Source organism: Novosphingobium sp. LASN5T (assembly GCF_003856955.1).
Lineage (GTDB): Bacteria > Pseudomonadota > Alphaproteobacteria > Sphingomonadales > Sphingomonadaceae > Novosphingobium.
Genome location: NZ_RQSI01000005.1, coordinates 121,612 through 148,465, shown reverse-complemented (window position 1 = coordinate 148,465; position 26,854 = coordinate 121,612). Strand labels below are relative to the sequence as shown.

The following is a 26,854-nucleotide window of genomic DNA, read 5'->3' as shown; positions in this document are numbered from 1 at the left end:
CCTTCGCAGGGAAGGTTACCGCAGCGGGTTGATCCGGCCGAGCGCACCGTTCGCCCAGCCAAGGATATCCTCGCCGCCGTTGTCGAACAGGTCGTAGACCTCGCCCACGAGCAGATCGTGGGTTCCATAGGGCACGCGCTCGCGAATGTCGCAGAAGATGTTCGCGGGCGCCCCTTCGATGAACCAGACCGGCCCGTGCTGGTGCCAGTCATCCTGCGCGAAGCGTTCCTCGCGCGCGGCCGCACCGGCGAACGGCGCCATGTGAGCGTCATGCGCGTCATGCAGCAGGTTGATGCAGAAACGCCCCGCGCGGATCATCGCGTCGTGGCTCGATCCCGACCGGTTGACGCAGATGGCCATGGCGCAGGGATCGAGGCACACCGGCATGATCGCTGACATGGCGAGGCCGACGGGTGCGTTCGTTGCGGGATCGAAGCTGGTGACGATGCCCACCGGCGCGGGCATGTGCCGCAGCACGCGCTTGAGCCGGCTGTCTATGGTCGTGGTCATGTTGATTGCCATCGATTGCCTGCCTGATCCCGGGATGCGAAACTGCGCCGGATTTATCGCATCGCGCCACGCGGGTTATATGCGATCTGCGCAGGAATCGTCCGTCTTCATGTGCAGGACCCAGCCGGGTCATGCCCCGAACAGGCTGGCGACAGCGGCGGGCGAGGAGGGGAAATAGAAATGCATGTAGGTGGCGTGCAGCGATCCCTGCCGGAACAGGGCTTCGCCGGTCCGGCCGCCGGGGTTTTTGGCCCGGGTAACGGGGGATAACGGGGTATCCATCCTGGAATAGTGGAACGTGTGGCCGCGCAGGCTGCCCGCGGGCAAGGCCATGTCCTGCAATCCCAGCGCGGCAAGGCTCGCCTGCATTGTCGCCCGGCCCGGCATCAGGCCCAGCATCGGGGCGTGCGCGCCTTTGCCGTCGTCCAGTGCCTCCAGGCAATAGAGCATGCCCCCGCATTCGGCGAGCACCGCCTTTCCCGCCGCATGGTGCGCGCGGATGGCATCGCGCATGGCGTGGTTGCCGGCCAGCCGGTCGAGGTGAAGTTCCGGGTATCCGCCGGGCAGCCACAGCGCGTCGAATGGGGGCAGCGTGGCATCGGCGAGGGGCGAGAAGAACGCCAGCGTGGCGCCCATCGCGCGCAGGCAATCGAGGTTGGCGGGATAGAGGAAACCGAACGCCGCGTCCTGCGCGACGGCAATCCGCAGTCCGGCGAGATCGCGTCCCGCGGAGGTGTGGGCTTCGTGTCCGGCGAAATCCACCGGCGCCGGCAGCCAGCAGGCGTCGCCCGGCAGCGCGGCGGCCGCCCGGTCGATGCGCCCGTCGAGATCGGCGATCTCGTCCGCCTGCACCAGCCCGAGATGGCGCTCGGGAAAGGCGATCCCGGCATCGCGGGGCAGGGCGCCCAGCCACTGCACGCCGCCGCGCAGGCTTTGGCCGAGCATGGCGGCGTGACGCTCTCCCGCAACGCGGTTGGCCAGCGCCGCGATCACCCGCACGTCGTCGCGGTAGGAGGCAAGCCCATGGACCAGCGCGCCGAAGCTCTGCGCCGTGGCGCTGCCGTCCACCACCGCCAGCACCGGCAGGCCGAAGCGGGCGGCCAGATCGGCGGCGGACGGATCGCCGTCGAACAGGCCCATCACCCCTTCGACGAGGATGAGATCGGCCTCGCGCGCGGCATCGGCTAGCAGGCGGCGGCATCCGGCCTCGCCCACCATGAACAGGTCGAGCTGATAGACCGGCGCGCCGCTCGCCCGTTCGAGGATCATCGGATCGAGGAAGTCCGGGCCGCACTTGAATACGCGAACCTTGCGCCCGGCCTGGCGGTGACGGCGGGCCAGCGCCGCCGTCACCAGCGTCTTGCCTTGCCCGGATGCCGGCGCGCTGACCAGCAGGGCCGGGCACCGCGCCGCCTTCACCGGTCGATCCCTTCCTGCGCGCGCACGCCGTCGCGGAAGGCGTGCTTCACGTCGCGGATCGCGCTGACGGTGTCGGCGGCGGCGATCAGCGCCTCGTCGGCGGCGCGGCCGGTGATGACGACGTGCTGCATCGCCGGTCGCGCTTCCAGCGCGGGAATGATCTCGTCGAGCGCGAGATAGCGATAGGTGACGAGGTAGGTCAGCTCGTCCAGCACCACGAGGCTGATCGCCGGATCGGCCAGCGCGGCCCTGGCCTTTTCCCAGCCGGCGCGCGCGGCGGCGATATCGCGCTGGCGGTCCTGCGTTTCCCAGGTGAAGCCTTCGCCGCACTTTTCCCAGATCACGTCGGGATGGCGCGAGAAGAAGGCGCGCTCGCCCACGTTCTCGGCCCCCTTGATGAACTGGAACACGGCCGCCTTGCGACCGTATCCCAGCGTGCGCGCGACCATGCCGAAGGCGCTGGAGGACTTTCCCTTGCCGTTGCCCGTCAGCACCAGCAGCAGGCCCTTGTCGCGCGTGGCGGCGGCGATTTTGGCGTCGACCACCGCCTTGTGCCGGCGGGTGCGCTCGCGGTGCGCGTTGTCTTCGGACCCGCTCACCGGCGCTCGCTTTCGCGCAGCTCGGGCCGGATCAGGAACAGCAGCGAGAACGCGGCGGCGGCCAGGCCGCTCCAACCGAGCGTCGCCCACAGCGTCGACGGGAAATAGCGCCCGATGCGGGGCAGGAAGCCCGCGAGTGTCGGATCGGCGAAGCGGCCGCCGAGGAAGTAGAAACCGCCGCTCGAAAGCAGTTCGGACGCGAACGTGGCGCAGATCAGCAGCACGGCCATGATCGGCAGGGCGGCCAGGCTTTCGCCCAGCCGGGCCTGCGCGTACCGTCCGGCCAGCCACATCACGCCATAGGCGGGCACCAGCATCCCGTAGGCGGGCGTAAAGCAGAAGGCCGACTGGCCGAACCAGCCGATCACCACCACGTCGATGGCATAGCCCAGCAGGAACAGCGCGCCGAACGCGGCCGCGCGGCGGACGAAGAAGCCGAGCACGAAGAAGCTGGCCAGGCTGGTATCGGGCAGGTGGATGACCTGGCTCAGCGAATGGCTGCGCGTGATGAGCATGACGAGGGCGAGAAGCCCGAAGACGGACAGTTCGAACCGGGTATTACGGACCATGAGGGGTCTCCTGAACGGGTTGGATTTCGCGTTGTGGCCGCGCACGCGACCATCGGCTGCGGCGCGGGGGCCTTTGCGATGCGCGGGCGGGCGCGGAACCGAAAGCTCGGGGCCGGGGCGCACGCCTGCTGCGGTTGTCGTGGATGTCAGACGCAGTTCATCACAGGCCCCCTTCGGCAACAAACGCACTTATGTCGTCCGCCAAGGGAGAAGCCCTCGTCCGCCCGGTGCATCCCGCCCGCGCGAAGGAACGACGATAGCGGGCCGGTTTCCTGACTTCCCGGATCATCGCGCCTGTCGCCGCCTTCTCAGGGCCGGAACCCCAATGGCATGATGGCGATGCGCTCACCGGTCACAGTTGCGGGAGCAGTGCCGGATTCGGCGGATTTCCGCCGGCCGGACTTCCCGATTAAGCCCTTTCGGGCACCCGTTACGCCGCCGGTGATAAGCGAACCGGTGCGCTGCCGCAAGCATTCGCGCTTGCGGCAGCGCCGGCGCGAAGCTATCCGCCGCTCTGCGACAGGTTCCCCGGAAGGGGATCAAAAGGGAACGGGGTGCGAAACCCCGGCTGCCCCTGCAACTGTAAGCGGCGAGCCGACCGGCCATCACGCCATTGGGACTTCACCGTCCTGAGAAGGCGGCCGGACCGGCATTGACCCGTGAGCCAGGAGACCTGCCTGACGCGGTCGTTCTTCGTTCGGGCAGGGTGCACCGGACGTTCGAGGTTCCCGCGCCAAAGGCGGGACGATCCCTCGCGCAACGACAGCCACTGCCTGCCGGGAAGACCGTGCGGGAAGCGTCGTCTCGTGCCCTCCGGCCACCTCGCCGGGGCGTCGCGCGGCGGGCGTTTTCCTTGCGGTCCGAGCGGCAGGTCATCGCCGTTCGTATCCAGGGAACCGCACCATGCGCCTGACCCGTTGTTCCGTTGTTTCTGCCCTTTCCCTTTCGCTGGGCCTTCCCGTGGCCGCCCATGCTGCCCCTTACCCCGAAGATCCGGCCCCTGACGCCGTTCCCGACACCTCCATCGTCGTCACCGCGCTGCGCACGCCGGTCGCGCAGGATCGCGTCTCCTCCACCGTCACCGTGCTGGACGAGGCGGCCATCCGCCAGGCGCAGCCGCTGGCCGTGACCGATCTTCTGGTCCGCACGCCGGGCATCAGCCTGTCGCGCAACGGCGGTTACGGCGCCGCCACGTCGCTGCGCATCCGTGGCGCGGACGCTGGCCAGTCGGTGATGGTGATCGACGGGATGCGCCTGTCCGATCCTTCCGCCACGTCCGGCGGCTATGCTTTCGCCAACCTGCTGGTCGATGACATCGAACGCATCGAGATCCTGCGCGGTCCGCAATCGATCCTGTGGGGCAGCGACGCGATCGGCGGCGTCATCAACGTGACCACGCGCCGGGCGGAAAAGCCGCTGGAAGGCGGCCTGGCGGTCGAGGCGGGCACGCACGATACGGTGAACGCGCAAGCCGGCGTCGGCGGCACGGGCACGCTGGTCGACTGGCGGCTGTCCGCCTCGACCTTCTCCACCGACGGCATTTCGGCGCGCAGCAACGGCACCGAGCCCGACGGATACCGCCGCACCTCCGCCAGTGGCACAGCCACGGTCAAGCTGACGCCGAACCTGTCGCTGGACCTGCGCGGTTACTGGGCCGACGCGCGCAACGATTTCGACAGCACGGCGGGCGATTCGCTCATCTATGGCCGGACGAAGGAATGGTCGGGCTATGCGGGGCTCAATCTGGCGCTGCTCAATGGCCGTTTCACCAACCGGCTGGCGGCGATGCAGACCGAGACGGACCGCGAGAACTACGACCCCGCCCGCGCGATCCGTCCGCTGAACTTCGATGCCCACGGCCGCGTCCGCCGCTTCGAGTACCAGGGATCGCTGCGCCTTTCCGACGCGGTGCAGGCGGTGTTCGGCGCCGAGCGCGAGGAACAGCGGATGACCACGGCCTCGCCGGGCAACAACACCGCGCCCTACACACTGGTGCCCCAGACCGCTTCGACTGACAGCCTCTATGGCGAGCTGCGCGCGACGCCGCTTGCCGGGCTGACGCTCAACGGCGGCGTGCGCTACGATCACCAGTCGCGCTTCGGTGGCAACACGGTGTTCAGCGCCGGCGGGGTCTATACACCCAACGCGGGCAGGACGGTGCTGCGCGCCAGCTATGACGACGGGTTCAAGGCTCCGTCGCTCTACCAGCTGTTCAGCCTCTACGGCAACGCGGACCTCCGGCCCGAAAGGGCGAGGGGCTGGTCGGCCGGCTTCGAGCAGACGCTGGGCAGCGTGCTGCACGGTTCCGCGGCATGGTTCGAGCGCGACACCGACAACCTGATCGACTTCGCCTATTGCCCCACCAGCGGCGCGCTGCCCGCGTCCTGCTACGTGCCCAGCACCACCACGACGCGCTTCGGCTATTACGCCAATGTCCGCAAGGCGCACGCGCGGGGCATCGAACTGAGCGGGGATGCGCGGATCGGCGTGCTGTTCGCGCAAGCCAACTACAGCTGGATCTCCGCGCAGGACCGGTCGCCCGGCGGCGCCGACTTCGGCCGCCAGCTTGCCCGCGTGCCGCGCCATCTCGCCGATATCGAAGGCGGGATCGAGCTGCCGCAAGGGGTGAAGGCCAGCGTGGCCGCGCGCTACGCCGGCGCAACGTTCGACCGCGCGGGCAGCCGCGCGACCCTGCCCGACTACTGGCTGGTCGACCTGCGCGTGCAGTGGCGCGTGGCTGGTGGGCTGACGGTCCATGGCCGCATCGAAAACCTGGCCGACCGGCACTACGAGACCGCCAGCGGTTACGGCAGCCTGGGCCGGACGGTCTACATCGGCCTGCGGAGCCGGTTCTGATGCTGCGCGCGGTTGCAGCGGGGCCGGCAGTGGTGGTCTGCTCCACCTGCCGCCTGTCCGCCGACCGGCGCGAGGACGAAGGCGGGCGGCGCGGTGGCGCGCTGCTCGCCGAGGCCTTGCGGCAGGTTCAGGCACAGGAACCGGCCCTTGCCGGCGTGGCGGTGCAGGAAATGGCCTGCCTGTTCGCCTGCCAGCGCCATTGCACGGTCCATATCCGCGCGCCCGGCCGGATTGGCTACGTGCTGGGCGGCTTCACGCCCGACGAGGCGGCGGCCCGCGCGATCCTGAGCTATGCCGCGCGCCACGCCGAAAGCAGGGAAGGCGTGGTGCCCTATGCCGAATGGCCGGAAGGCGTGAAGGGGCACTTCATCACGCGCACGCCGCCTGAAGGCCATGTCTGCCCATGATTGTCTGCCCATGATCCGCTTCCAAGATGCGGCAGCGTTCGGCGCCGCGCTCGACGCCTTGCCGCGGCCCGACGATGCCGCGCTGGCCGCGGCGCGCGCGCGGCAGGCGGTGCTGACCAAGCCGGCGGGATCGCTGGGGCGGCTGGAGGAGATCGCGCTGTTCATGGCGGGTTGGCAGGGGCGCGAACGGCCGGTGCTCGATCGGGTGCGGGCGACCGTGTTCGCCGGCAACCACGGCGTGGCCGCGCGCGGCGTCAGCGCCTTTCCCGTGGACGTGACCGCGCAGATGGTCGCGAATTTCCAGGCCGGCGGCGCGGCGATCAACGCGCTGGCGCGGGCGTGCGGCGCGGCGCTGTCCGTGGTCGCGCTCGATCTTGACAGCCCGACCGGCGACATCGCCAGCGCGGCGGCGATGAGCGAGGCGGAATGCCTCGCCGCGCTCAATGCCGGGGCGCAAAGCGTGGCGGCGGATACCGATCTTCTTTTCGTGGGCGAAATGGGGATCGCCAACACCACGCCCGCCGCCGCGCTGTGCGCGCAGGCTTTCGGTGGCGATGCGGTGGACTGGTGCGGGCGCGGCAGCGGCGTCGACGCCGCCGGCATCGCGCGCAAGGTCGCGGCCGTCGAAAGCGCGCTGGCGTTGCATGGTGCGCAGAGCGTTACCCCGTTCGAGGCGTTGCGACGGCTTGGTGGGCGCGAAATCGCGGCCATGGCCGGCGCGATACTGGCCGCCCGGCGGCTGCGCGTGCCGGTGCTGCTTGACGGGTTCATCTGTTGCGCGGCGATTGCTCCGCTGGTCGCCACACAGCCCGCATTTACCGATCATTGCCTTGCCGCGCATTGCTCGGCCGAACAGGCGCATACGCGGCTGCTCGGGCACTTCGGGCTGGAGCCGCTGCTGCGCCTCGATCTGCGGCTGGGCGAGGGATCGGGCGCGGCGGTCGCGGTGCCACTGGTGCGCGCCGCCCTTGCCGCCCACAACGGCATGGCGACCTTTGCCGAAGCGGCGGTGGCGCAGGCCCTATGAAAGCCGTGACGCTTCACCTGCTGCGGCACGGTCCGCCGCTGCGGCCCGGCCTGCTGCTGGGGCACACCGACGTTGCGGCGCACGATCCCGGCTGCGCAAGGCTGCTCGCGCCGGCGATGGCGCTGGACGTCGCGGGGATCGTCACGTCCGATCTCCGGCGCGCGCGGGCCTCGGCGGAAGCGCTCGCGCAGGCCCGCGCCTTGCCGCTGGCTGTCGATCCGCGCTGGCGCGAACTCGATTTCGGAGCCTGGGACGGCCGTGCCCCGGACGCCGTGCCGCAGGCCGATCTCGCCCGGTTCTGGGATGATCCCGATGCCTGCCCCCCGCCGGGCGGCGAGCGCTGGTCGGCCCTGTGCCACCGGGTAGGGCAGGCGATCCGCGAACGCGATCGCGCGACGCTGGTCGTCACCCACGCCGGCGCGATGCGCGCGGCGGTCTCGGTCCTGACCGGGCTGGACCATCGCGCCGTCTGGGCGCTGGACCTGCCCTATGGCGCCTTGCTCTCGTTCAAGGTCTGGCCGGGGGAGAAGCCGGCTGGCCAGATCACGGACCTCCGGTCGGGGAACGCGCCGTGAGACCTTGCCTGCTCGCCCTGCAATTCCTGACGCGCCTGCCGCTGCCGGTGATTCCGGCGGACGAGGCGGACTTCGGCCGGGCGATCCGCTGGTTTCCCGCCGCCGGGCTGGTCGTCGGCAGCGCGGTGGCCGCTGCCGCGTGGCTGGGTCTGCACCGCGATCCCTGGCTTGCCGCGCTGCTGGCGCTGGCCGCGTGGATCGCGATCACCGGTGCGCTGCACCTCGATGGGCTGGGCGACATCGCGGACGCGGCCGGGGCGGCGCACCAAGATCGCGCGCGCGTCTCCGCCGTGCTGGCCGATCCGCATATCGGCAGCTTCGGTGTGGTCGCCATCGGGCTGCAAGTGGCGGCCAAGCTGGTGCTGTTGCACCTTGCCCTCACCGTGTCGGTGCCGCCCGCGCTGCTGCTGGTGCCGGTCTTGGCGCGGCTGGGGCCGATCGCCTGGGCGATCACCTTGCCGCCGTTGCACGCGGGGATGGGCACGCTGTTCCGGGCTGGCGCGACCGGCCGGGTTTTCGCGGTCTGGCTGGCGTGTCTGGCCTTCTGCGCTTGCCTGACCAACGCGGCGCTCCTGCTCGTGCTCGGTCTGGTGCCGCTATGGGCGTGGTGGCTGCGCGCCCGGATCGGCGGCCTTTCGGGCGACGGGCATGGCGCGGGGATCGAGCTGCTCGAAACGGCGGGGCTGCTGGTGCTGGCGGTGACCGGATGAGCGCGGCTTTCACCCACCACGGCGGGCGGATCGCGGACGCTTGCGCGCGCTTCGGCGGCGCGCCGGAGGACTGGCTGGACCTTTCGACCGGGATCAATCCCGTGCCGTGGCAGCCGCCCCCGGCACTGGCGATCGACTGGCGCGGCCTGCCCGATACGCAGGCGCTCGCCCGGCTGGAGGCGCGGGCCGCCGGGCATTTCGGTGTGGCGCCCGATCTTTGCATGGCCGTGCCGGGCAGCGAGACGGCGCTGCGCCTGCTGGCCCGCGTGCTGGCCCTGCCGGGCCGCTACCCGTTGCTTTCCTATGGCACCTATCGCGATGCCTTTGCGCCCGGAGCGGCTTTGGCTTCGGGCGAAGACCCACCGCCTCGTGCAACCGCCATCGTCCTCGGCAACCCCAACAACCCCGATGGCACGGTGCTCGCGCACGCCCGCGCGCTGGCCTTGCTGGCGCATCAGGAAACGCATGGCGGTTGGCTGATCGCGGACGAAGCCTTCGCCGATTGCGCGCCGGACGTCAGCCTGGCCGCGCTGGTCGCCCCGCAGCGTCGGCTGATCGTGCTGCGCTCGTTCGGCAAGTTCTTCGGGCTTGCCGGGTTGCGGCTGGGCTTCGTGATCGCGCCGGAGGGGGTCCTGGCGGCGCTGCGCCATCTGCTGGGCGATTGGCCGGTCCATGCCGCCGCGCTGGCGCTCGGCGCGGCGGCCTATACCGACCGGGCGTGGATCACGCAGACCCGGCTAGCGCTGCCGGCGCGGGCCGCCGCGCTCGATCGCGTGCTGCGCCGCCACGGCCTTTCGCCGGAGGGCGCCTGCCCGCTGTTCCGGCTGGTGCGCACGCCGGAGGCCGGGCGGCTGTTCGCCATGCTCGCCCGCCGCCGCATCCTGACCCGGCCTTTCGCGGATCACTCCGATCTCTTGCGCCTTGGTCTGCCGGCCGACGACGCGGAACGCGCGCGGCTGGATGCGGCGCTGGCGCAGGGACGGGCCGATGGCTGAGCCTGTCGCGCTGGTCGCGCTGGCGCTCGACGCCGGGCTGGGCTGGCCGGCCCGGCTGCACGCGGTGACCGGGCACCCTGTCGGCGCGTTCGCGCGCCTGATCGCAACCTGTGAACGCCGCTGGAACCGGCCCGGCTTAGGTGACTTTTCCCGGCGCGTTCTGGGCGTGCTCACAGTCGCGCTGCTGATCGCCGCTGCGGCGCTCGGGGCGCTGGCGGTGGAGCACGCGATCCGCCGGGCAGCGGGGCCACTGGCCTGGCCTCTGCTCGCGCTGGCCGCCTGGCCCGCGCTGGCGCAGCGCAGCCTTGACGACCATGTGCGCCCGGTGATCGCGGCGCTGGCGCGCGATGACCTGCCCGCCGCGCGCAAGGCCGTGGGCAGGATCGTGGGGCGCGATACCGCCGCGCTCGATCATGCCGGAATCGTCCGCGCCGCGATCGAGAGCCTGGCGGAAAGCTTCTGCGATGGCGTGGTCGCGCCGCTGTTCTGGCTGCTCGTGCTGGGGCTGCCGGGTGCGTGGGCCTACAAGGCGGTCAATACGGCGGACAGCCTGATCGGCCATCCCGAGCCGCCGCTGCGCGCGTTCGGCTGGGCGGCGGCGCGCAGCGACGATCTGCTGAATCTGGCACCGGCGCGCCTTTCCGCGCTGCTGCTCTGTCTGGCGGGCGGAGGCGGCTGGCGCATCGTGTGGCGCGATCATGCTCGCCATGCCTCTCCCAACGCCGGCTGGCCCGAGGCGGCCATGGCGGGGGTGCTCCGCGTCCGGCTGGCCGGCCCGGTCCGTTACGACGGGGCGGTGCTGGACAAACCGTGGATCGGTGCGGGAGGAGAGGCCGGCCTTGCCGCGCTGATCGCGGCGCGGCGTGTCTATGTCAGGGCCTGCGGGCTGGGATGGCTGATAGCGGGAGGAATGGCATGGCTGGCCTGATGGTGCAGGGGACCGGTTCCGATGTGGGCAAATCGGTGCTGGTCGCGGGGCTGTGCCGCGCGCTGGCCAACCGGGGCATCCGCGTCCTGCCGTTCAAGCCGCAGAACATGTCGAACAATGCGGCGGTCACGGTCGATGGCGGCGAGATTGGCCGGGCGCAGGCGTTGCAGGCGCTGGCCGCGCGCGCCGCGCCGCATACCGACATGAATCCCGTGCTGCTGAAGCCGCAGGCGGATCGCACGTCGCAGCTCGTGGTCCATGGCCGGGTGCGTGGCACGCTGGGATCGGCCGATTTCCGCGAAGGGCGGCGCAGCCTGCTGCCCGAAGTGCTCGAAAGCTGGCAACGCCTCCGCGCGCGCTGCGATCTGGTGGTGGTCGAAGGCGCCGGCTCGCCGGCCGAGATCAACCTGCGCGATGGCGATATCGCCAACATGGGTTTCGCGCGTGCGGCGAATGTGCCGGTGGTGCTGGTGGGCGATATCGACCGTGGCGGGGTGATCGCTTCGCTGGCGGGGACGCGCGCGGTGCTCGATCCGGCCGACGCGGCGATGATCCGGGGCTTCATCGTCAACAAATTCCGGGGCGATCCGGCGCTGTTCGCCGATGGTTACGACGCGATCGCCCGGCTGACGGGCTGGCGCGGCTTCGGGCTGGTGCCCTGGATCGCGGCCACCGCGCGCCTGCCCAGCGAGGATGCGGTGGTGCTCGACCGCGCGGCCTCGGTCACGCCGGGGCGCAAGCTGGTCGCCTGCCCGATCCTGCCGCGCATCGCGAATTTCGACGATCTCGATCCCTTGCGGCAGGAGCCGGAGGTGGACGTGGCGATGGTTCCGCCCGGCACGCCGATCCCCGCCCATGCCGCGCTGATCGTGCTGCCGGGATCGAAAGCGACGATCGCCGACATGGCGTTTCTGCGCGCGCAGGGTTGGGACATCGACATCCTCGCCCATCACCGGCGCGGCGGCGCGGTGCTGGGGATTTGCGGCGGATACCAGATGCTCGGCCGCCGGATCGCCGATCCGCTCGGGATCGAAGGTGATCCGTGCGACATCGCCGGGCTGGGCCTGCTCGACGTGGAGACCGTGCTCACCCCGGGAAAGGCGCTGCGGCGCGTGCGGGGCGTGGCGCTGGACGCGGCGTTCGAGGGGTATGAGATGCACATGGGCGAAACCACCGGGCCGGGCGCGGACCGTGCCTTCGCCTGCCTGGACGGCGCGCGCGCCGATGGAGCGATCAGCGCCGACGGGCGTGTGTTCGGCACCTATTGCCACGGCCTGTTCGCCGCACCTGGCCTGCGCGCGGCCATGCTGGCGCGGATCGGCGCGCGCTCGAACGGCGCGGACCATGACCGTGCGGTCGATGCCGCGCTTGACGAACTGGCGGGCGAACTGGAGCGGCACCTCGATATCGAAGGACTGCAGGCGCTGGCGCGGCGGGGCCTCGCATGACCAGCCTGCTCGTGCTGGGCGGCGCGCGTTCGGGCAAGAGCCGCTATGCGCAGCAGCGGGTGGAAGCCTGCGCGGGCCGGCTCGCCTATATCGCCACGGCGCAGGCGCTCGATGCCGAGATGGCCGACCGGATCGCCCGGCACCGCGCGGACCGCAATGCGCGCTGGCACACCATAGAGGCGCCGCTTGCCCTTGCCGCCGCCATTGCGCGGGCCGGCGAGAGCCACGCCGCGATCCTGGTCGATTGCCTGACGCTGTGGCTGTCCAACCTCCTGCTGGCCGACCGCGATCCGCAGGGCGAAGGCGCGACGCTGGCCGAAGCCATCGCTGCCTGTCCGGTGCCGGTGGCGTTGGTCGCCAACGAGGTGGGGCTGGGGATCGTGCCCGACAATGCGCTGGCCCGCCGTTTCCGTGATGAGGCCGGGAGGCTCAACCAGCGGCTCGCGGCGATGGCGGACGAGGTCGTGTTCGTCGCGGCCGGCCTGCCCATGGTTTTGAAGGGCGCAGGCTCGGTCGTATCCGGGGTATGAACCCTGCGCCTTGGCCTTCCGCCTTCACCCTGCCCGGCGCACCTGCTCGATCAGCGCGGCGGCTTCGTTGAGAAGATCGCGGCTGGCGCCGACGGCCCGTTCCGCATCGCCGGCGGCAATCGCGTTGGCGATGGCCCGGTGGGCGTCGCTGTCCGCAGTCGCCACGCCCTTTTGCCGGTTGGTCAGCCGGATGCTGAAGCGCAGCGCTGTCTCGACCAGATCTCGGCACTGGATCATGAAGCGGTTGCCGCTGGCGAGCAGGATGGCGACATGGAAATCGATGTCGGCCTGGAGAGCGTCCTCCTGGCTCATCCCGCCCTTGGTCATGCGCTCTGCCGCTTCCCCGATGCGCGCGGTCGCTGCCGGATCGTTGCGACGGATCGCCAACGACGCGGCCTGCGGCTCGATGGCGCTGCGGAAGGCGGTGAACTCCGCCAGCAGATCGAGCGAAAGGCCCCGGTTGAGCAGCCAGCGCAGCACATCGGGATCGAGGAAATTCCAGTCGCGCTCCGGCGCGACGCTGGTGCCGAGCCGGGGCCGGGACGCGATCAACCCCTTGGCCGTCAGCATCTTGATGGCTTCGCGGGTAACGCTGCGGCTGGCTTTGAACTGTTCCGAGATGTCCGCTTCAATGGGCAGAGGGCGATCCGCGTATTCGCCGGCAACGATCGCCCGCCCAAGCGTTTCGACAATGCGGGCGGTAACCTTGCCGCCGTTTTCGAAGGGGGTCATGGGCTGCTCCCGTCCCGATTGCGGATCGGGATCGCCGCTGTATTAATATGATAAATGGTGATAGAGCCGCCGCGCGGCGGGATCAAGCCGTTGCGTCGATCGGGAACAGGAGAAAACCCCAGCCATGGCAGTCGTAACGCTTGCCGATGCCTTGCCGCTGTTTGCGGTATTGCGCGGCCTTGAGCCGGAAAGAGCGCAGGCCGTCGGGGAAGCGCTGGTCGAGGCCGGCTTCGGCATCCTTGAGGTGACGATGAATTCGCCGGACCCGTTCGCCAGCATCGCCAGCCTTGTCCGTTCGCTCGGCGATCGCGCGCTGATCGGCGCGGGCACCGTGACGCGCACCGAGGAGGTGGACGAACTGGAAAGCCTGGGCGCGCGTCTGGTGGTATCGCCGCATTGCGATCCGGCGCTGGTCGGCCATGCCGCGGGCAAGGGCATGACCGTGCTGCCGGGCGTGTTCACGCCCACCGAAATGATGGCGGCCCTGAAAGCGGGGGCCACGGGCATCAAGATATTCCCGGCGGAAGCCATGCCGCCGGCCGGTGTCCGCGCCGTCCGGGCGGTGTTGCCGCCGCACGTGCCGATCTTCGTGGTCGGCGGGATCACCGCGGCCAACATGGCCGATTATCTCCGGGCGGGCGCCACCGGCTTCGGCATGGGAGGATCACTGTTCCGGCCCGGCAAGCCGCTGGACGCCATCGCCAGCGATGCGCGGGCCATCGTTTCCGCGTTCCACGCGGCGAAGGCGCGGCGCTAACGGATCCCGACCCTAGCGGCGGACATCCCCGCCACCGGCAAGGATGCTCTCGATGTCTGCTTCGCTGGCGCGCAGGAAGTCCCCGGATACGGCGTGCGCCCACTGCGAGCAGCCCGTCGCGAACGTGACGGCGCGATCGGGCGCCATGCCGCGCGCCAGACCGTGTACGATGCCGGCGGCAAAGGCATCGCCCGTGCCGATCCGGTCGACGATGGCCGCCAGCGCAACGGGCGCGGTGCGGGCCACGCCCGCCCGGCTGGCGAGCAGGCCGGTCAGGCGCTGGTTGTCGCTGGAGGACACTTCGCGGTGCGTCGCCGCGACGTGGGTCAGGGCGGGGGCGAGCGCGAACATGGCCTGCGCCGCGTTCTGGAAGGCCGTGGCGGGATCGGGATCGGCGAAAGTACGATCCAGCATCAGGCCGATCACGCGCGGGTCGGCAAGCAGGACGTCGGCGGCCAGCGACAGTTCGCGCAGGATGCGTTTCGCCTGATCTTCCCGACCCTGCCACAGGCTTGGCCGGAAATTGCAGTCGAACACGATGCGCACGCCCCGTTCGCGCGCCGTGGCCATAGCCGACCGCAACGCCGCCAGCGGGCCTTCGCCCAGCGCCGCGGTGATGCCGCCCACGAACAGCCAGTCCGCGCCGTTCAGGAGAGCGGGCCAGTCGAACAGATCGGGGGAGAGGTCGGCGAATGCCGAATGCGCGCGGTCGTAGAGAATTTCCGCAGGCCGGGCCATGGCGCCGGGCGAAAGGAAATAGAGCCCCATCCGGCCGGACGTGAACGGGGTGCCGGCCAGGTTCACGCCGAATGCCCGAATAGCGTCCCGCGCTGCCCGGCCCAGGCGGTTGTCGGGCAGCAGGGTGACGAGGTCCGCATCGTGCCCGAACCCAGCCAACGCTACCGCGACGTTGGCTTCCGCGCCGCAGAACGTGGCGTCGAGCGTGCCTTCCTGCCCCAGCAGCGCCGGCGGCCGGGCGGCCAGGCGCAGCAGCATTTCGCCAAAACAGATGATCCTGGACACCCGGCACCTCTCCATCGCGCTCGTCGATTAATTATATGACAAATAACGATGGAACAAGCGGCGCGTGTAACGCGGTTCAGGACGCCCGTTCCAGCGCCATCGCCAGCGGCAGGGTGCGCAGCCGCTTGCCACTGGCGGCGAACACGGCATTGGCCAGCGCCGGCGCCACCACGGCGCAGGGCGGTTCGCCCATGCCGCCGGGGTCGGCGCCGCTGTCGACGATATGCGTGGCGATGGCGGGGGCCTCGTTCAGGCGCAGGATGCGGTAGTCGTGGTAATTGGACTGTTCGACGCGCCCGCCCTTGATCGTCACTTCGCCATGGAGTGCGGCGGAAAGGCCGAAGATGACGCCGCTTTCCACTTGCGCGGCCACGCCCAGCGGGTTGATCGCCAGCCCGCAATCGACCGCCACGGTCGCCCGGGGCACGGTGATCGCGCCGTCGGCAACGCGCGCCTCCAACACCAGCGCGATGATCGTGCCCCACAGCTGCAGCACGGCGATCCCGCGTCCCTGGCCGGCAGGGAGCGGCGTGCCCCAGCCTGCCTCGCGTCCGGCCCGCTCGAGCACGGCGCGGATGCGCGGGTCGGTGACGAGCGAGAGGCGGTAGGCCAGTGGGTCTTGCCCTGCGGCATGTGCCAGTTCGTCGATGAAGCTTTCCACCACGAAGGCCGAGCGCAGCCCGCCCACGCCGCGCCACCAGCTTGTAGGCACCGCGCTTTCCGCCTGCTGGAACGTCACGCGGTGGGCGTCGAGCGCGTAGGGGATGGCGACCGCGCCCTCGATCGCATCGGCATCCACGCCGTTGAAGCCCTGGCCCAGCAGCCGCGCCATGATCGAGGAGCCGGCGATCCGGTGCTCCCAGCCGATCGGCCTGCCGCCGGCATCCAGCGCGGCCGTGATCTGGTCGGCATAGGCGGGGCGATACATGTCGTGCTTCATGTCCTCCTCGCGCGACCACATCAGCTTGACCGGGTAGGGCACCTGGCGCGCCAGTTCGACCGCGCGCACCACCATGTCGGTCTCCAGCCGCCGGCCGAAGCCGCCGCCCATCTGGCAGTTGTGGAACGTGACCTTGTCCGCCGGCAGGCCCAGCGCCTTGGCGGCATCGTCGCGCGCCTGCGCGGGCACTTGCGATCCCGCCCAGATCGTGCAGCCTTCGGGCGTGACGTGCGCGGTGCAGCTGCCCGGCTCCATCGGCGCATGGGCCAGGAAGGGCTGGCGATAGGTAGCGCTGAACGGACGCGCCGCCTTTGCCTTGGCGGCGGCGAGATCGCCGGTGGACTTGGCCTCGAACCCCGGCTTCGCCAGTGCCTCGTCCAGCCCGGCGAGGATATGCGCATGGTCGGCCGGCGCCTTGGGCGCGGTCCATTGCGGGTTGGCGGCGATATAGCCCTGCATCGCCGCCCAGTAGTTCTCGGCCACCACGAACAGCACGTCGGCGCCCTTGACGAGTTGCACCACGCCCGGCGTGGCGCGCGCGGCCTTTTCGTCGAACGCGGCGAGCGTGCCGCCGAACATCGGACATTGCGCCAGCATCGCCACTTTCATGCCGGGCAGGCGCACGTCGATGCCATAGACGGTTTCGCCAGTGACCTTGGCCAGGCTGTCGAGCCGCCGGGTGGGCTTGCCGATGACCCGCAGCGCGCTGCCCGGGCGGAGCGGCGCATCCTTGGGCAGCGGCGCGGCGCTGGCGGCGGCCAGCAGATCGCCAACGGGCAGGCGGCGGCCGCCCTTGGTCTCGATCACCATGCCGCCGGCCAGGTCGCAGCGTTCGGGCGCGATGCCCCATTGCCGCGCCGCCGCGCCGACCAGCGCGGCGCGGGCGTTGGCGGCGGCCTGCCGCAGCGGCTTGTAGAGTTCCCGGACCGAGCTGGAGCCGCCGGTGCCCTGGTCGATCGGCGCGAATCGCGCGCTGTCGCCTTCGGGGATGGTCACGACCACTTGCGCGGGCGCCAGCCCCAGTTCCTCCGCCACCAGCATGGCGAGCGTGGTGAACACGCCTTGTCCCATCTCGGTCTTGGGCAGGGCAAGCGCGGCGCCCTCCGCCGTCACCGAGAGAAAGGCGTTGGCGGACAGCGCGGAGGCCTTCGCGCCGGAGGCCCGGCCCAGCGGCACCACCAGCGCAAGGCCAAGCGCGGCCGATCCGCGCAGCACGCCCCGGCGCGAAAGCCCCCCAGCCACGCCGCCGCTCATGCCTTGCCTCCCGCCGCCGCCAGTTTCACCGCTTTGCGGATGCGCGGGTAGGTGCCGCAGCGGCAGAGGTTGCCGCTCATCCCCGCCTCGATCGCATCGTCGTCGGGCGCGGGGTTGGCCTTGAGCAGCGCGGCGGCGGCGATCAGCTGGCCGGGCTGGCAATAGCCGCACTGGACCACGTCGGCTTCGACCCAGGCATCCTGCAGGCGCTTGCCCAGCGGGTCGTCGCGCAGGCCCTCGATCGTGGTGACCGGCTGGCCGATGAACGCGCGCGCCGGGGCTTGGCAACTGAAGAAGCGTTCGCCGCCCATCAGCACGCTGCACGCGCCGCACAGCCCCGCGCCGCAGCCGAACTTTGTGCCGGTCAGCCCGATCACGTCGCGCAGCACCCACAGCAGCGGCATGTCGATGGCGCTGGCGTCCACCGTCACTTGCTTGCCGTTGACCGTCAGCGAATAACTCATGCCCTTGTCCCCATCTGGCGCCTCTCTTGGCGTCCGGGCCGCACTATGCGGCGAGCCGTTGGCCAAGCAAAATCCTTATATGCGCAACCGGCACTGGCCGCCGCTTGACTTTGCCGGGCGGTCTGGCCGATTGGTCCCTTCATCGTTGAGATTTCGAGGGGAGTAGGGGAGCCAATGCGACGCGGCTGGTCCCTGACACTGCAAAAGCGGATCCGGCCGGCCGGGTCGACGCCGCTTTACATGCAGCTGGCCCACGCGCTGATTCACGAGATCGAACGGGGACGGCTCCAGCCGGGATCGCCGCTTCCCAGCAGCCGGGAACTGGCCAACGAACTGGGCTTCAACCGCAAGACGGTGGTGACCGCCTACGAGGAGCTTGTCGCGCAAGGCTGGCTGGAAACGGCGGACCGCAAGGGGACCACGGTCGCGACCAGCCTGCCGCGCGGACGACCGGAAACCCGCGAAAGCAGCCCTCCGATCGGGCGTCAGCCGATCTATCGCTTCGTGCCGCCGCCGTCGCGGCCGATTGCCGTTCCGCCCGGACGGCTCATCAAGCTCGATGAGGGCAGCCCCGACGGCAGCCTGTTTCCGCCCGAGGCGCTGGCGCGCGCCTTCCGCACCGCCGCGCTCTATGCCGCGCGGCGGCAGCAACTGGGCTATCGCGATCCCTGCGGCAGCGAGCGGCTGCGCTCGGGCCTGGCCGCGATGCTGCGCGAGGAGCGCGGCCTTGTCGTCAGCGAAGAGAACGTCTGCGTCACGCGCGGCAGCCAGATGGGCATTGCGCTGGCGGCGCGGCTGCTGGCCCGCCCCGGCGCGGTCGCGCTGGCCGAGGCGCTGACTTACGAACCGGCGGTCGCCGCTTTCCAGGCCGCCGGCGTGCCCGTGCTGCCGGTCGCGCTGGACGAAGAGGGGATCGATGTCGGTGCGGTGGAAAGGGCGTGCCGCAACGGGCAGGTCTGCGCGGTGTTCGTCACCCCGCATCACCAGTTTCCGTCCACGGTCTCGCTCGCCCCTGAACGGCGCCTGCGCCTGGTCGAGCTGGCCCGGCAGTTCGGCTTCGCGATCATCGAGGACGATTACGACCACGAATTCCGCTTCGGATCACAGCCGCTGCTGCCGATGGCTGCTTATGCGCCGGACGTGGTGATCTACGTCGGTTCGCTGTCCAAGCTGCTGCTGCCGGCGCTCCGGGTCGGCTATATCGTCGCGCCCGCGCCGGTGATCGCCGCCGCCGCCCACCAGGTTTCGATCAGTGACGGCATGGGCAACAGCCTGACCGAGGACGCTATCGCCCTGTTGCTGGAAGAGGGCGAGGTGCGCCGCCACGCGCGCAAGGCGACGCGCGTCTATGGCGCGCGGCGCGATGCGCTGGCGCAGGCGGTGCGCGATGCGCTGGGCGATTTCGTCAGCGCGCGGCTGCCGGCGGGTGGCTTGGCGATGTGGCTGGAATTCCTCGATCTCGATGCCCTGGCCCGGATCGAGGCCGGCGCGCCCGCCGCCGGCATCACCTTCGCCGCGTCCGCTTCCTATCGGCTGGCCCCCGATGCCCCGCACGGCCTGCGCCTGGGGTTCGCGAGCTACCCCAGCGAACGGACGGTGGAGGCCGTCCGCATACTGGGGCATCTGGGCCACAGTTGATCCGCCCGCGAAGCTGGTCCCCTTGCTTTTGCCGATCTGGCGCTTTTTCAGGGCCAATCGCTTGGTGACAACGTCGCCATGGACTTTCCTTCCGGAACCAACGGCGATCTTGCCGATCTTGTGGCCGCCTATCCGCTGGCCTGGCTGACCAACAACGGGCCGGCCGGCTTTTTCGCCACGCCGCTGCCGCTGATCGCCGAAACCGGGCCGGATGGCGCCGTGGTCGCGCTGATCGGCCACTGTTCGCGCCGCAACGCGCAAGTCGCCGCGCTGCGGGCCGATCCGCGCGCGCAGATCCTGTTCATGGGGCCGCAGGGCTATGTCTCGCCGGCGCTGGTGTCGCGCCCGCACTGGGCGCCGACGTGGAACTTCGCCGTCGCTACCTTCGAGGTGACGGTCGCATTCGGGGAAGACAGCGAGACCCTGCCGGCGGTCCGCCTGCTGACGGAGCATGCGGAAGCATCGCAGGGCAGGCCATGGCAGGTGGAGGACGCTGGCGAGCGCTTGCCAAATTTGCTATCAAGAATCATTAGCTTTCGGGCAACGGTTCACGCTACGGACGCGCGATTCAAGCTCGGTCAGGAAGAAGACGTCGACGTGCTGAGGGAAATCCTGGCGGCCTATCCCGATCCGGTGATGGCCGGCTGGATGCGGCGGCTCAACGCGGACCGCCTGGATACGGACGATGCGGAAGCGATCATCGGGGAGACGGGATAGCCGAAACGGGCGATCCATGACATTCAGAGGGGAATAGACATGAGGACCACACTGCACCTTGCCTGCCTTGCCGGCGTTTCCATGCTGGCCATGGCGGCCGCACCGGCGCTGGCCGCCGAAGATGCCGCCGACGACGGGCTGGGCACGATCGTCGTGACCGCGACCAAGCGCGCCATCGCGCTCGACCAGACGCCGATCGCCGCCAGTGCGGTTTCGGGCAAGGATCTGGCCGCCGCCAACGCGCAAAGCCTGTCGGACTACATCACCCGCCTGCCTGGCGTGGTGTTCAACGATTACCAGCCCGGCGTTTCCGAAGTGATCATCCGTGGCATCTCGGCCACGACCTACCACGAACAGGGCCAGACCACGGTCGGCTACTACCTCAACGAAGTGCCGCTGGTCGAACCCGGCTTCCCGATCGGCATTCCCGACGTGGACACCTTCGATCTCAACCGCGTGGAAGTGCTGCGCGGCCCGCAAGGCACGCTGTTCGGTTCGTCCACGCTGGGCGGCCTGGTCAACTACGTGGTCAACACGGCCGATACGAGCAAGATCGATGCCGCCGCATCGGGCCTGATCGGTTCGACCAAGAATTCGCACGGCGAAGTGAACTACGCAGCCAAGGCGATGGTCAACGTGCCGCTGATCGCCGACAAGCTGGCGGTGCGCCTGGTTGCGCTGCAGCGCTTCGACGCGGGCTATCTCGACAATCCCGGCACCGGCGTTCGCGGCAGCAACGATTTCCGCACGCGGGGCCTGCGCGGCTCGATCGTCCTGACGCCGACCAGCGCGACCAAGATCAGCTATCTCTCGTCATGGCAGGACACCTATCTCGAGGACCAGACCTACCTCGACCTTGATCATCCCTACATCCGCAATACCGCGCGGGCCGAACCGCAGAAGACGCGCTTCTGGATGAACTCGCTGCGGCTGGATCAGGATCTGGGCGGCGCGGAACTCACCGCCATCGGCTCCATCGTCGAAAAGCACAATTTCACCCAGTTCTCGTACCCCTATTTCTACGTGACCGGGGTGACGACGGGGGCGGGCGCGGCCTATTCGGCGGGCAATGCCAACGCCAACATCAAGACCGCCGAGGTCCGCCTGGCCTCGAAGGGCGATGGGCCGTTCCGCTACCTGATCGGCGCCAGCTACATGGCGGCCAAGAAGTTCAGCTACGACCAGATCTTCCAGAACGGCGCGGCGGCCTACATCAACGCCAACCCGGCGCTGTTTGGCGGCTATTCGGGCAGCGTGCTGACGCCGGGCGACCGGCTCTATGGCTATGCGGCAGATACCTACAACGAGGACATCGGCCTGTTCGGCGAAGTGAGCTACGCGATCCGTCCAAGCATCGAGATCACGTTCGGCGGCCGCTATTTCTGGAACAAGTACAACGCCACCGTCACCAACCAGGCAGGCGCGCTGGGCGGCTATCCGGGCGGCTACAGCCCGGTCGACGCCACGGGCCGGGTGTCCAACAAGGAAAACGGCTTCACCCCCAAGGTAACCATCACCGCCCGTCCGACCAAGGACTTCCTGGCCTACGCCACCTATTCGGAAGGCTATCGCGTCGGCGGCATCAACCCCAACGCCGGCCTGCTGCCGACGATTCCGGTCAAGTACGACAGCGACCGCGTGAAGAACTACGAAGCGGGCGTGAAATTCCACGCGTTCGACGGGAAGCTCTATGTTGAAGCCACCGTCTTCAACATCGACTGGAAGGGCATCCAGGCCCGCCTGTTCGGCCCGGCGCCGTCGTACTATTCCTATGTCTCGAACGCGGGCAGCGCCAACGTGGTCGGTGGCGAACTGGCGGCCACCTGGCAGATCGCCAAGGTTGCGAGCTTCAGCACCAGCGTAACGCGCCAGGATGCGAGCCTCACCGCGTTCCTGCCCGATACGTTCGCGGTCGGCGGCGGCTATGCCTCGGGATCGACCCTGCCGGGTTCGTCGAAGTGGTCGGTGGCGAACAACCTCAAGTTCGATTTCGAGGACGTGGCGTTCAAGCCTTCGTTCGAAGTGGCGCATCGTTACCTGTCGTCGGCGCCCGTGGCGTTCGGCAACACGGCAACGCGCGGCAACTTCAACATCATCGACCTGCGCGCCGGGGTGACGCTGATGGACAAGGTGCGCGTGCTGGTCTTCGCCAACAACGTGTTCGACAAGTTCGGCATCCTCAACGCGCCGTTCACGTCGCAGGCGACCCCGGCGGGATCGATCGTGCGTCCGCGCACGGTGGGCCTGCGGCTCGACTGGTCGCTGTAATGCGCCGCGTTGCCGTCTTTCTCGCGGCAACGCTGGCTCTCGTGGCCGGGCCTCTTCGCGCCGAAGAGGCCCGGTCGCTTGCCTATCAGGCGACCGAGGTGACCTGGGCGCAGCCGGCGCTGTCGCCGGACGGCGCGTGGCTGTGGTTCGATCTGCTGGGCGACATCTACCGTATGCCGGCCGCTGGTGGCGATGCGCAGCCGGTGCTCGCCGGGCCTGCCTTCGAACGCAACCCGGTGCCTTCGCCCGACGGGCGCTGGATCGCCTTCATTTCCGACCGGTCGGGCGTCACCAACCTGTGGATCGCGCGCAGCGACGGCAGCGATGCGAGGCAACTGACGCACGATAACGCGCTCGTCCTGATGACCTCGCCGGCATGGGCGCCGGACGGGAAAAGCGTCTACGTCAGCCGCGCCGTCCACGCGGTGCTGGCGTTCGAACTGTGGCGCGTTCCCGTCGATGGCAGTCCGCCCGCGCTGCTCGTGGCGGCCCAGCCCGGCGGCAACGAAGGGTGGGACGAGCGTATCAACGCCATGGGCGCGGCTCCTTCGCCCGACGGGAAGGCGGTGTGGTACGCGACCAAGCTGGGCCACACCTGGACCGAAAAGGACCCGCCCACCTGGTCCATCGCGCGGCGCGATCTGGCCTCCGGCGCGGTCGAGACGGTGGTCCCCGGCGGGATGCATCCGGTGCTCTCGCCCGATGGGCGGTCGCTCGCCTATGCCGCGCGGCGCGATGGCGGCGAAACCGGGCTGCGCCTGCGCAACCTCGATACCGGCGAGGACCGCTGGATCGCCTGGCCGATCGATCACGATGGGCAGGAAGGCGGCTACTACTACGATCTAACTCCGGGCTACCGCTTCACGCCCGACGGCAAGGCCATCGTGCTCGCGCGCAATGGCGGCTTCATGCGGCTCGATCTTGTCACCGGAAAGCAGCAGGCGATCCCGTTCCGCGCGCCGGTGCGGCTGGCGCTGGCGCCGCAAAGCCGCGTGCGCCAGCAGGTTGAGGATGGCAGCGAGGTCCGGACGCATCTGGCCGAAGGCGCCGCGCTGTCGCCGGACGGCCGGCGGATCGCCTTCACCGCGCTGGGCGCGCTGTACATCGCCGATGCGCAAGGCACCGCCGCACCGCGCAAGCTGTTCGATGGCAACGCCTTCCAGCCAGCCTGGTCGCCGGACGGGCGCACGCTGGCCTTCACGCGCTGGACCGCCGAGCAGGGCGGCGGCATCTGGACGGTCGATGCGGCCGGCGGCGCGCCGCGTGCCGCCGGCCCGCCCCGTTCTGCCGGACCGCAGGGCGCCTACTGGTCCGAACCGCTGTGGGATCGCGATGGCAAAAGCCTGATCGCGCTGCGCGCCGCGCAATTCGATCGCCTTCACGCGCCGGACGAGCTGGCCCCGGCGTGGCTGGTCGATGTGGTGCGCCTTTCCCCCGCTGGCGCCGCGACGGTCATCGGCCATGGCGCGGGTCTGCGTTCGCTTCAGCGGACGGCGGACGGGCGTCTGTTCGTCCAGGCCGATGGCGCGCTCAAGGAAGTGATGGCCGACGGCACGCTGCTGGCGCGCGCGACGGTCGTCGCCCGCGCGATGGGGCAATACGTCAAGGAGCCGCGCCCGGTCGAGGAACTGCGCCTGTCGCCCGATGGCCGGTCGCTGGCGGCGCGCACCGCGTTCGAGCTGCACCTTCTGCCGATGCCGGCCGACGCCAGGCCGGTGAACCTGATGGAAACCGTCCCGGGCCACCGCCAGATTACCCGGATCGGCGCCGATACGATGCGCTGGGAAGGCGATGGCCTGTCGTGGACGGTCGGGCCGTTCTGGCGTCACGCCGCCTCGGCCGGCACGCTGGCGGCTGCCGACCCCGAAGCTGCGGCAGCCTCGCGCGATCTGTCGGTCCGCGTGCCGCGTGCCCTGCCGGCGCAGGCGCAACTGCTGCGCGGCGCTACCGTGCTGACGATGGACCATGGGAAGATCGTCACCGATGCCGACCTGCTGATAACCGGTGACCGCATCGCCGCGATCGGCCCGCGTGGGTCCATCGCCGTTCCGGCCGGCGCGCGGATACGCGAGCTGGGCGGCAAGTTCGTCATGCCCGGCCTGATCGACGCGCACGCCCATTTCTTCCCGATCCCGCGCGGGGTGCACGACGGCACGCACTGGGAATTCCCCACGCTGCTCGCCTATGGCGTCACCGCGGTGCTGGAAGTGCAGCCGTTCACGCCGGACATCTTTGCTTATGCCGACCGGATGGACGCGGGGCTTTCCACGGGGCCGCGCCTGTTCAGCACCGGCCCCGGCGTGTTCGTGAACAGCGCCATCACCGCACAGGCCGTGGCCGAACAGGTGTTGACGCGCTATCGCGACGCCTATCGCACGCGCAATATCAAGAGCTACATGGTCGGCGACCGGGCCGCGCGGCAATATATGGCGGCTGCATCGCGCAAGCTGGGCATGATGCCCACCACCGAAGGCGCGGCCGATTTCGTGCTGGAGCTGACCCACGCCATCGATGGCTTTTCCGGCAACGAGCATAACCTGCCCGTCACGCCCATCCACGATGACGTGATCCGCCTCTTCGCCGCCAGCGGCATTGCCTACACGCCGACGCTGACAGTGCTTTACGGCGGCGCGCCGATGCTGTTCGCCGATATCCAGAACGATCGCCCGCAGGACGATCCGCGCCTGCGCCGGTTCACCCCGCCGTTCGTGCTGGCCGCCAAGCTGCGCGACCGGCACTGGACGCTGCCCGAATGGCAGACGTGGCGGCGCTTTGCCGAAGACGCGATGCGGTTGCGCCGCGCCGGCACGCTGGTCGGCGTGGGCAGTCATGGCGAGATGCAGGGCATCGGCGTCCATTGGGAAATGGCCGCGTTCGTGGCCGGCGGCGCCACGCCGCAAGAAGCGCTGGAAATGGCCACGATCGACAACGCCACGATCATCGGCCGGCCAGATGATCTGGGCAGCGTGACGCCCGGCAAGCTCGCCGACCTCGTGGTGCTCGATGCCGATCCCCGCGCCGACATCGCCAATGCCCGGCGCATCGCGCTGGTGCTGCGCGGCGGCATCGCGTTCGACGGCACCACGCTGGCGCGCGACGGCGAAAGCCCGGTCGTGCCGTGGTGGCGCGAAGAGTCATCCGGGGTGGCCCCGCAATGAAGCCGGCGACGCTGCGCGCCTGGAGCAAGGTGCATACCTGGTCGAGCCTGATCTGCACGCTGTTCATGCTGATCCTGGCGTTGACCGGCCTGCCGCTGGTGTTCCACGACGAGATCGATGGCATTGGCAAGCCGGAACGGATCGAACGCTGGAACGATGCCGAACTGGTCACGCTCGACCGCGCGATCACCGCTGCGCTGGCGCTGGAGCCGGGCTCCGTGCCGATCTACCTCAGCTTCGACGAGGATCGCCCGGTGGTGAACCTTACCAGCGGTCCGGTCGGCGATGCGCCAGAAACCGCCATGCGCTTCCACCCGATCGACCGGCGCACCGCCACCCCGCCGCAAGGTGACGTGCCCGGCGGCGGGGTGATGGACGTGGTGCTCGATCTGCACAAGGACCTGCTGCTGGGCACGGTGGGCGAATACTTCATCGGCGCGATCGGCCTGTGCTTCGTGCTGGCGCTCGTTTCGGGCATCGTCCTCTACGCCCCGTTCGCGCGCAAGGCGGGCTTCGCCAGCGTGCGCAAGGCCAAGACGGCGCGCACGCGCTGGCTCGACTGGCACAACCTGATCGGTGGCGTCACGCTCGCCTGGGCGCTGGTCGTGGGGCTGACCGGCACGATCAACACCCTGGCCGATCCGATCACCGCGTGGTGGCGCGCCGATGCGCTGGCCCATCTGGTGCGCGACCATGCCGGGCCGATCGCCCCCTATCGCCCCGGCATTGCCGACGAGGCGCTGCGCAACGCGCAGGCGGCCGTGCCGGGGATGCGCGTGCAGTTCATCGCCTTTCCCGGCGCGGCCTTCAGCAGCCGCGATCATCTGGCCGTCTATCTGCAGGGCGCGACGCCGCTGACCGCCAAGCTGCTGACCCCGGTCATGGTCGATGCGCGCACCGGCAAGGTCGATGGCGTGGCGCCGATGCCCTGGTACATGAAGGCGCTGCTGCTCGCGCAGCCGCTGCACTTTGGCGATTATGGCGGCATGGCGATGAAGCTGCTGTGGGCGGTTCTCGACCTCGTGAGCATCGTCGTGCTGGGCAGCGGCCTCTATCTGTGGCTGCGCAAGCCGCGCGCCGCGCGCCGGGGCCGCGCGGCATGAGACGACACCCGCTGGTGCCGATCGCGGCGATCGCCGTCGTCAGTTTCGCCGGGCTCGTTATCGGCCTCACCGGCGATGGCTGGGAAGATGCCCTCGCCGCGCTGGGCCTTGCCCTGTCCGTGGCGCCGATCGGCGTCGCGCTGCTGCGCCGCTGAGGCGCCGGCATCGTTCGTCATTGCGACGGGCGAAGCCCGCGGCAATCCAGAGCGGCGCGCACGGCCCTGGAT

General features: G+C 69.9%; 24 protein-coding genes and 2 riboswitches. Of the genes, 16 read left to right on the top strand and 8 right to left on the bottom strand.

Annotated features, from left to right (window positions below; all coding sequences use genetic code 11):
- Positions 1-15: 15 nt before the first annotated feature.
- The 4 genes from EH199_RS05945 to EH199_RS05930 all read right to left on the bottom strand — a co-directional run bounded on the left by EH199_RS05945 (position 16) and on the right by EH199_RS05930 (position 3,097).
- Entirely contained in the window at positions 16-510 is a 495-nt protein-coding gene (locus EH199_RS05945; RefSeq protein WP_223806491.1) for a flavin reductase family protein, read from the bottom strand.
- Between the two features lie 129 nt (positions 511-639).
- The gene (locus EH199_RS05940; protein ID WP_124808352.1) at positions 640-1,929 is read right to left on the bottom strand and encodes a cobyrinate a,c-diamide synthase; all 1,290 of its coding nucleotides are present in this window, start codon (positions 1,927-1,929) and stop codon (positions 640-642) included.
- A complete protein-coding gene (gene cobO, locus EH199_RS05935; protein ID WP_124808351.1) occupies positions 1,926-2,528 on the bottom strand; it encodes a cob(I)yrinic acid a,c-diamide adenosyltransferase in 603 nt (200 codons plus the stop codon). Before cobO ends, EH199_RS05940 begins: the two co-directional genes overlap by 4 nt.
- Positions 2,525-3,097, bottom strand: a complete 573-nt coding sequence (locus EH199_RS05930; RefSeq protein ID WP_124808350.1) for a hypothetical protein — start codon at positions 3,095-3,097, stop codon at positions 2,525-2,527. The genes cobO and EH199_RS05930 overlap by 4 nt, the downstream gene beginning before the upstream one ends.
- A gap of 244 nt (positions 3,098-3,341) precedes the next feature.
- A riboswitch (cobalamin riboswitch) is annotated at positions 3,342-3,543 on the bottom strand.
- Positions 3,544-3,601: 58 nt separating this feature from the next.
- Positions 3,602-3,793: riboswitch (cobalamin riboswitch) on the top strand.
- A 207-nt stretch (positions 3,794-4,000) separates the two neighbouring features.
- Between EH199_RS05930 and EH199_RS05925 the strand changes: the two genes are divergently transcribed.
- Genes EH199_RS05925 through cobU form a run of 9 tightly spaced genes read left to right on the top strand, consistent with a single transcriptional unit; the run spans position 4,001 to position 12,573 of the window.
- On the top strand, positions 4,001-5,953 hold the full coding sequence (locus EH199_RS05925) for a TonB-dependent siderophore receptor (RefSeq protein ID WP_124808349.1): 1,953 nt from the start codon (positions 4,001-4,003) through the stop codon (positions 5,951-5,953).
- Positions 5,953-6,360, top strand: coding sequence for a DUF1636 domain-containing protein (locus tag EH199_RS05920; protein WP_124808348.1), 408 nt, complete (start codon positions 5,953-5,955; stop codon positions 6,358-6,360). Before EH199_RS05925 ends, EH199_RS05920 begins: the two co-directional genes overlap by 1 nt.
- A 10-nt stretch (positions 6,361-6,370) precedes the next feature.
- Positions 6,371-7,387 carry a nicotinate-nucleotide--dimethylbenzimidazole phosphoribosyltransferase gene (gene cobT, locus EH199_RS05915; RefSeq protein ID WP_124808347.1) on the top strand — a complete coding sequence of 339 codons (1,017 nt, stop codon included), beginning with the start codon at positions 6,371-6,373 and terminating at the stop codon, positions 7,385-7,387.
- Entirely contained in the window at positions 7,384-7,962 is a 579-nt protein-coding gene (locus EH199_RS05910; RefSeq protein ID WP_124808346.1) for a histidine phosphatase family protein, read from the top strand. Before cobT ends, EH199_RS05910 begins: the two co-directional genes overlap by 4 nt.
- A complete protein-coding gene (locus tag EH199_RS05905; protein ID WP_124808345.1) occupies positions 7,959-8,672 on the top strand; it encodes an adenosylcobinamide-GDP ribazoletransferase in 714 nt (237 codons plus the stop codon). Before EH199_RS05910 ends, EH199_RS05905 begins: the two co-directional genes overlap by 4 nt.
- Entirely contained in the window at positions 8,669-9,667 is a 999-nt protein-coding gene (locus tag EH199_RS05900) for an aminotransferase class I/II-fold pyridoxal phosphate-dependent enzyme (RefSeq protein ID WP_124808344.1), read from the top strand. Before EH199_RS05905 ends, EH199_RS05900 begins: the two co-directional genes overlap by 4 nt.
- The gene (gene cbiB, locus EH199_RS05895; protein WP_124808343.1) at positions 9,660-10,595 is read left to right on the top strand and encodes an adenosylcobinamide-phosphate synthase CbiB; all 936 of its coding nucleotides are present in this window, start codon (positions 9,660-9,662) and stop codon (positions 10,593-10,595) included. Before EH199_RS05900 ends, cbiB begins: the two co-directional genes overlap by 8 nt.
- A complete protein-coding gene (locus tag EH199_RS05890; RefSeq protein WP_124808342.1) occupies positions 10,583-12,043 on the top strand; it encodes a cobyric acid synthase in 1,461 nt (486 codons plus the stop codon). The genes cbiB and EH199_RS05890 overlap by 13 nt, the downstream gene beginning before the upstream one ends.
- Complete coding sequence (gene cobU / locus EH199_RS05885; protein WP_124808341.1) at positions 12,040-12,573, top strand: bifunctional adenosylcobinamide kinase/adenosylcobinamide-phosphate guanylyltransferase; 534 nt, start codon at positions 12,040-12,042, stop codon at positions 12,571-12,573. Before EH199_RS05890 ends, cobU begins: the two co-directional genes overlap by 4 nt.
- Positions 12,574-12,597: 24 nt before the next feature.
- Here the strand turns inward: cobU and EH199_RS05880 are convergent, their stop codons facing one another.
- Positions 12,598-13,305: a FadR/GntR family transcriptional regulator gene (locus EH199_RS05880; RefSeq protein ID WP_124808340.1), complete on the bottom strand. Its 708-nt coding sequence runs from the start codon at positions 13,303-13,305 to the stop codon at positions 12,598-12,600.
- A gap of 124 nt (positions 13,306-13,429) precedes the next feature.
- Here EH199_RS05880 and EH199_RS05875 point away from each other — a divergent pair, with 124 nt between their 5' ends.
- On the top strand, positions 13,430-14,062 hold the full coding sequence (locus EH199_RS05875; RefSeq protein ID WP_124808339.1) for a 2-dehydro-3-deoxy-6-phosphogalactonate aldolase: 633 nt from the start codon (positions 13,430-13,432) through the stop codon (positions 14,060-14,062).
- A gap of 12 nt (positions 14,063-14,074) precedes the next feature.
- On the opposite strand, the gene EH199_RS05870 is transcribed toward EH199_RS05875, so the two are convergent.
- The 3 genes from EH199_RS05870 to EH199_RS05860 form a co-directional block, all read right to left on the bottom strand.
- Positions 14,075-15,085, bottom strand: coding sequence for a sugar kinase (locus tag EH199_RS05870; protein ID WP_190287152.1), 1,011 nt, complete (start codon positions 15,083-15,085; stop codon positions 14,075-14,077).
- A gap of 76 nt (positions 15,086-15,161) precedes the next feature.
- Positions 15,162-17,279 (bottom strand): xanthine dehydrogenase family protein molybdopterin-binding subunit, encoded by a 2,118-nt coding sequence (locus EH199_RS05865; RefSeq protein WP_124808337.1) that lies wholly within the window; start codon positions 17,277-17,279, stop codon positions 15,162-15,164.
- Complete coding sequence (locus tag EH199_RS05860; protein ID WP_124808336.1) at positions 17,276-17,743, bottom strand: (2Fe-2S)-binding protein; 468 nt, start codon at positions 17,741-17,743, stop codon at positions 17,276-17,278. The genes EH199_RS05865 and EH199_RS05860 overlap by 4 nt, the downstream gene beginning before the upstream one ends.
- Positions 17,744-17,983: 240 nt before the next feature.
- Between EH199_RS05860 and EH199_RS05855 the strand changes: the two genes are divergently transcribed.
- From EH199_RS05855 to EH199_RS24345, 6 genes are all read left to right on the top strand, one after another.
- On the top strand, positions 17,984-19,381 hold the full coding sequence (locus tag EH199_RS05855; protein ID WP_255420443.1) for a PLP-dependent aminotransferase family protein: 1,398 nt from the start codon (positions 17,984-17,986) through the stop codon (positions 19,379-19,381).
- A gap of 78 nt (positions 19,382-19,459) precedes the next feature.
- Complete coding sequence (locus tag EH199_RS05850) at positions 19,460-20,098, top strand: FMN-binding negative transcriptional regulator (RefSeq protein WP_124808334.1); 639 nt, start codon at positions 19,460-19,462, stop codon at positions 20,096-20,098.
- 39 nt (positions 20,099-20,137) lie between these two features.
- Complete coding sequence (locus EH199_RS05845) at positions 20,138-22,366, top strand: TonB-dependent receptor (protein WP_206694930.1); 2,229 nt, start codon at positions 20,138-20,140, stop codon at positions 22,364-22,366.
- Complete coding sequence (locus EH199_RS05840) at positions 22,366-25,524, top strand: amidohydrolase family protein (RefSeq protein WP_124808333.1); 3,159 nt, start codon at positions 22,366-22,368, stop codon at positions 25,522-25,524. Before EH199_RS05845 ends, EH199_RS05840 begins: the two co-directional genes overlap by 1 nt.
- The gene (locus EH199_RS05835; RefSeq protein ID WP_124808332.1) at positions 25,521-26,627 is read left to right on the top strand and encodes a PepSY domain-containing protein; all 1,107 of its coding nucleotides are present in this window, start codon (positions 25,521-25,523) and stop codon (positions 26,625-26,627) included. Before EH199_RS05840 ends, EH199_RS05835 begins: the two co-directional genes overlap by 4 nt.
- Positions 26,624-26,782: a hypothetical protein gene (locus EH199_RS24345; RefSeq protein ID WP_172700956.1), complete on the top strand. Its 159-nt coding sequence runs from the start codon at positions 26,624-26,626 to the stop codon at positions 26,780-26,782. Before EH199_RS05835 ends, EH199_RS24345 begins: the two co-directional genes overlap by 4 nt.
- Positions 26,783-26,854 lie beyond the last annotated feature (72 nt).

Excerpts from the sequence above, each read along its gene's own strand:
- EH199_RS05845 (WP_206694930.1), top strand. The coding sequence starts at position 20,138 with ATGAGGACCACACTGCACCTTGCCTGCCTTGCCGGCGTTTCCATGCTG.
- cbiB (WP_124808343.1), top strand. The coding sequence starts at position 9,660 with ATGGCTGAGCCTGTCGCGCTGGTCGCGCTGGCGCTCGACGCCGGGCTG.
- EH199_RS05860 (WP_124808336.1), bottom strand. The coding sequence starts at position 17,743 with ATGAGTTATTCGCTGACGGTCAACGGCAAGCAAGTGACGGTGGACGCC.
- EH199_RS05930 (WP_124808350.1), bottom strand. The coding sequence starts at position 3,097 with ATGGTCCGTAATACCCGGTTCGAACTGTCCGTCTTCGGGCTTCTCGCC.
- EH199_RS05880 (WP_124808340.1), bottom strand. The coding sequence starts at position 13,305 with ATGACCCCCTTCGAAAACGGCGGCAAGGTTACCGCCCGCATTGTCGAA.
- EH199_RS24345 (WP_172700956.1), top strand. The coding sequence starts at position 26,624 with ATGAGACGACACCCGCTGGTGCCGATCGCGGCGATCGCCGTCGTCAGT.
- EH199_RS05875 (WP_124808339.1), top strand. The coding sequence starts at position 13,430 with ATGGCAGTCGTAACGCTTGCCGATGCCTTGCCGCTGTTTGCGGTATTG.
- EH199_RS05890 (WP_124808342.1), top strand. The coding sequence starts at position 10,583 with ATGGCTGGCCTGATGGTGCAGGGGACCGGTTCCGATGTGGGCAAATCG.
- cobT (WP_124808347.1), top strand. The coding sequence starts at position 6,371 with ATGATCCGCTTCCAAGATGCGGCAGCGTTCGGCGCCGCGCTCGACGCC.
- EH199_RS05925 (WP_124808349.1), top strand. The coding sequence starts at position 4,001 with ATGCGCCTGACCCGTTGTTCCGTTGTTTCTGCCCTTTCCCTTTCGCTG.
- cobU (WP_124808341.1), top strand. The coding sequence starts at position 12,040 with ATGACCAGCCTGCTCGTGCTGGGCGGCGCGCGTTCGGGCAAGAGCCGC.
- EH199_RS05910 (WP_124808346.1), top strand. The coding sequence starts at position 7,384 with ATGAAAGCCGTGACGCTTCACCTGCTGCGGCACGGTCCGCCGCTGCGG.
- EH199_RS05865 (WP_124808337.1), bottom strand. The coding sequence starts at position 17,279 with ATGAGCGGCGGCGTGGCTGGGGGGCTTTCGCGCCGGGGCGTGCTGCGC.
- EH199_RS05920 (WP_124808348.1), top strand. The coding sequence starts at position 5,953 with ATGCTGCGCGCGGTTGCAGCGGGGCCGGCAGTGGTGGTCTGCTCCACC.
- EH199_RS05850 (WP_124808334.1), top strand. The coding sequence starts at position 19,460 with ATGGACTTTCCTTCCGGAACCAACGGCGATCTTGCCGATCTTGTGGCC.
- EH199_RS05835 (WP_124808332.1), top strand. The coding sequence starts at position 25,521 with ATGAAGCCGGCGACGCTGCGCGCCTGGAGCAAGGTGCATACCTGGTCG.
- EH199_RS05840 (WP_124808333.1), top strand. The coding sequence starts at position 22,366 with ATGCGCCGCGTTGCCGTCTTTCTCGCGGCAACGCTGGCTCTCGTGGCC.
- EH199_RS05945 (WP_223806491.1), bottom strand. The coding sequence starts at position 510 with ATGACCACGACCATAGACAGCCGGCTCAAGCGCGTGCTGCGGCACATG.
- EH199_RS05900 (WP_124808344.1), top strand. The coding sequence starts at position 8,669 with ATGAGCGCGGCTTTCACCCACCACGGCGGGCGGATCGCGGACGCTTGC.
- EH199_RS05855 (WP_255420443.1), top strand. The coding sequence starts at position 17,984 with ATGCAGCTGGCCCACGCGCTGATTCACGAGATCGAACGGGGACGGCTC.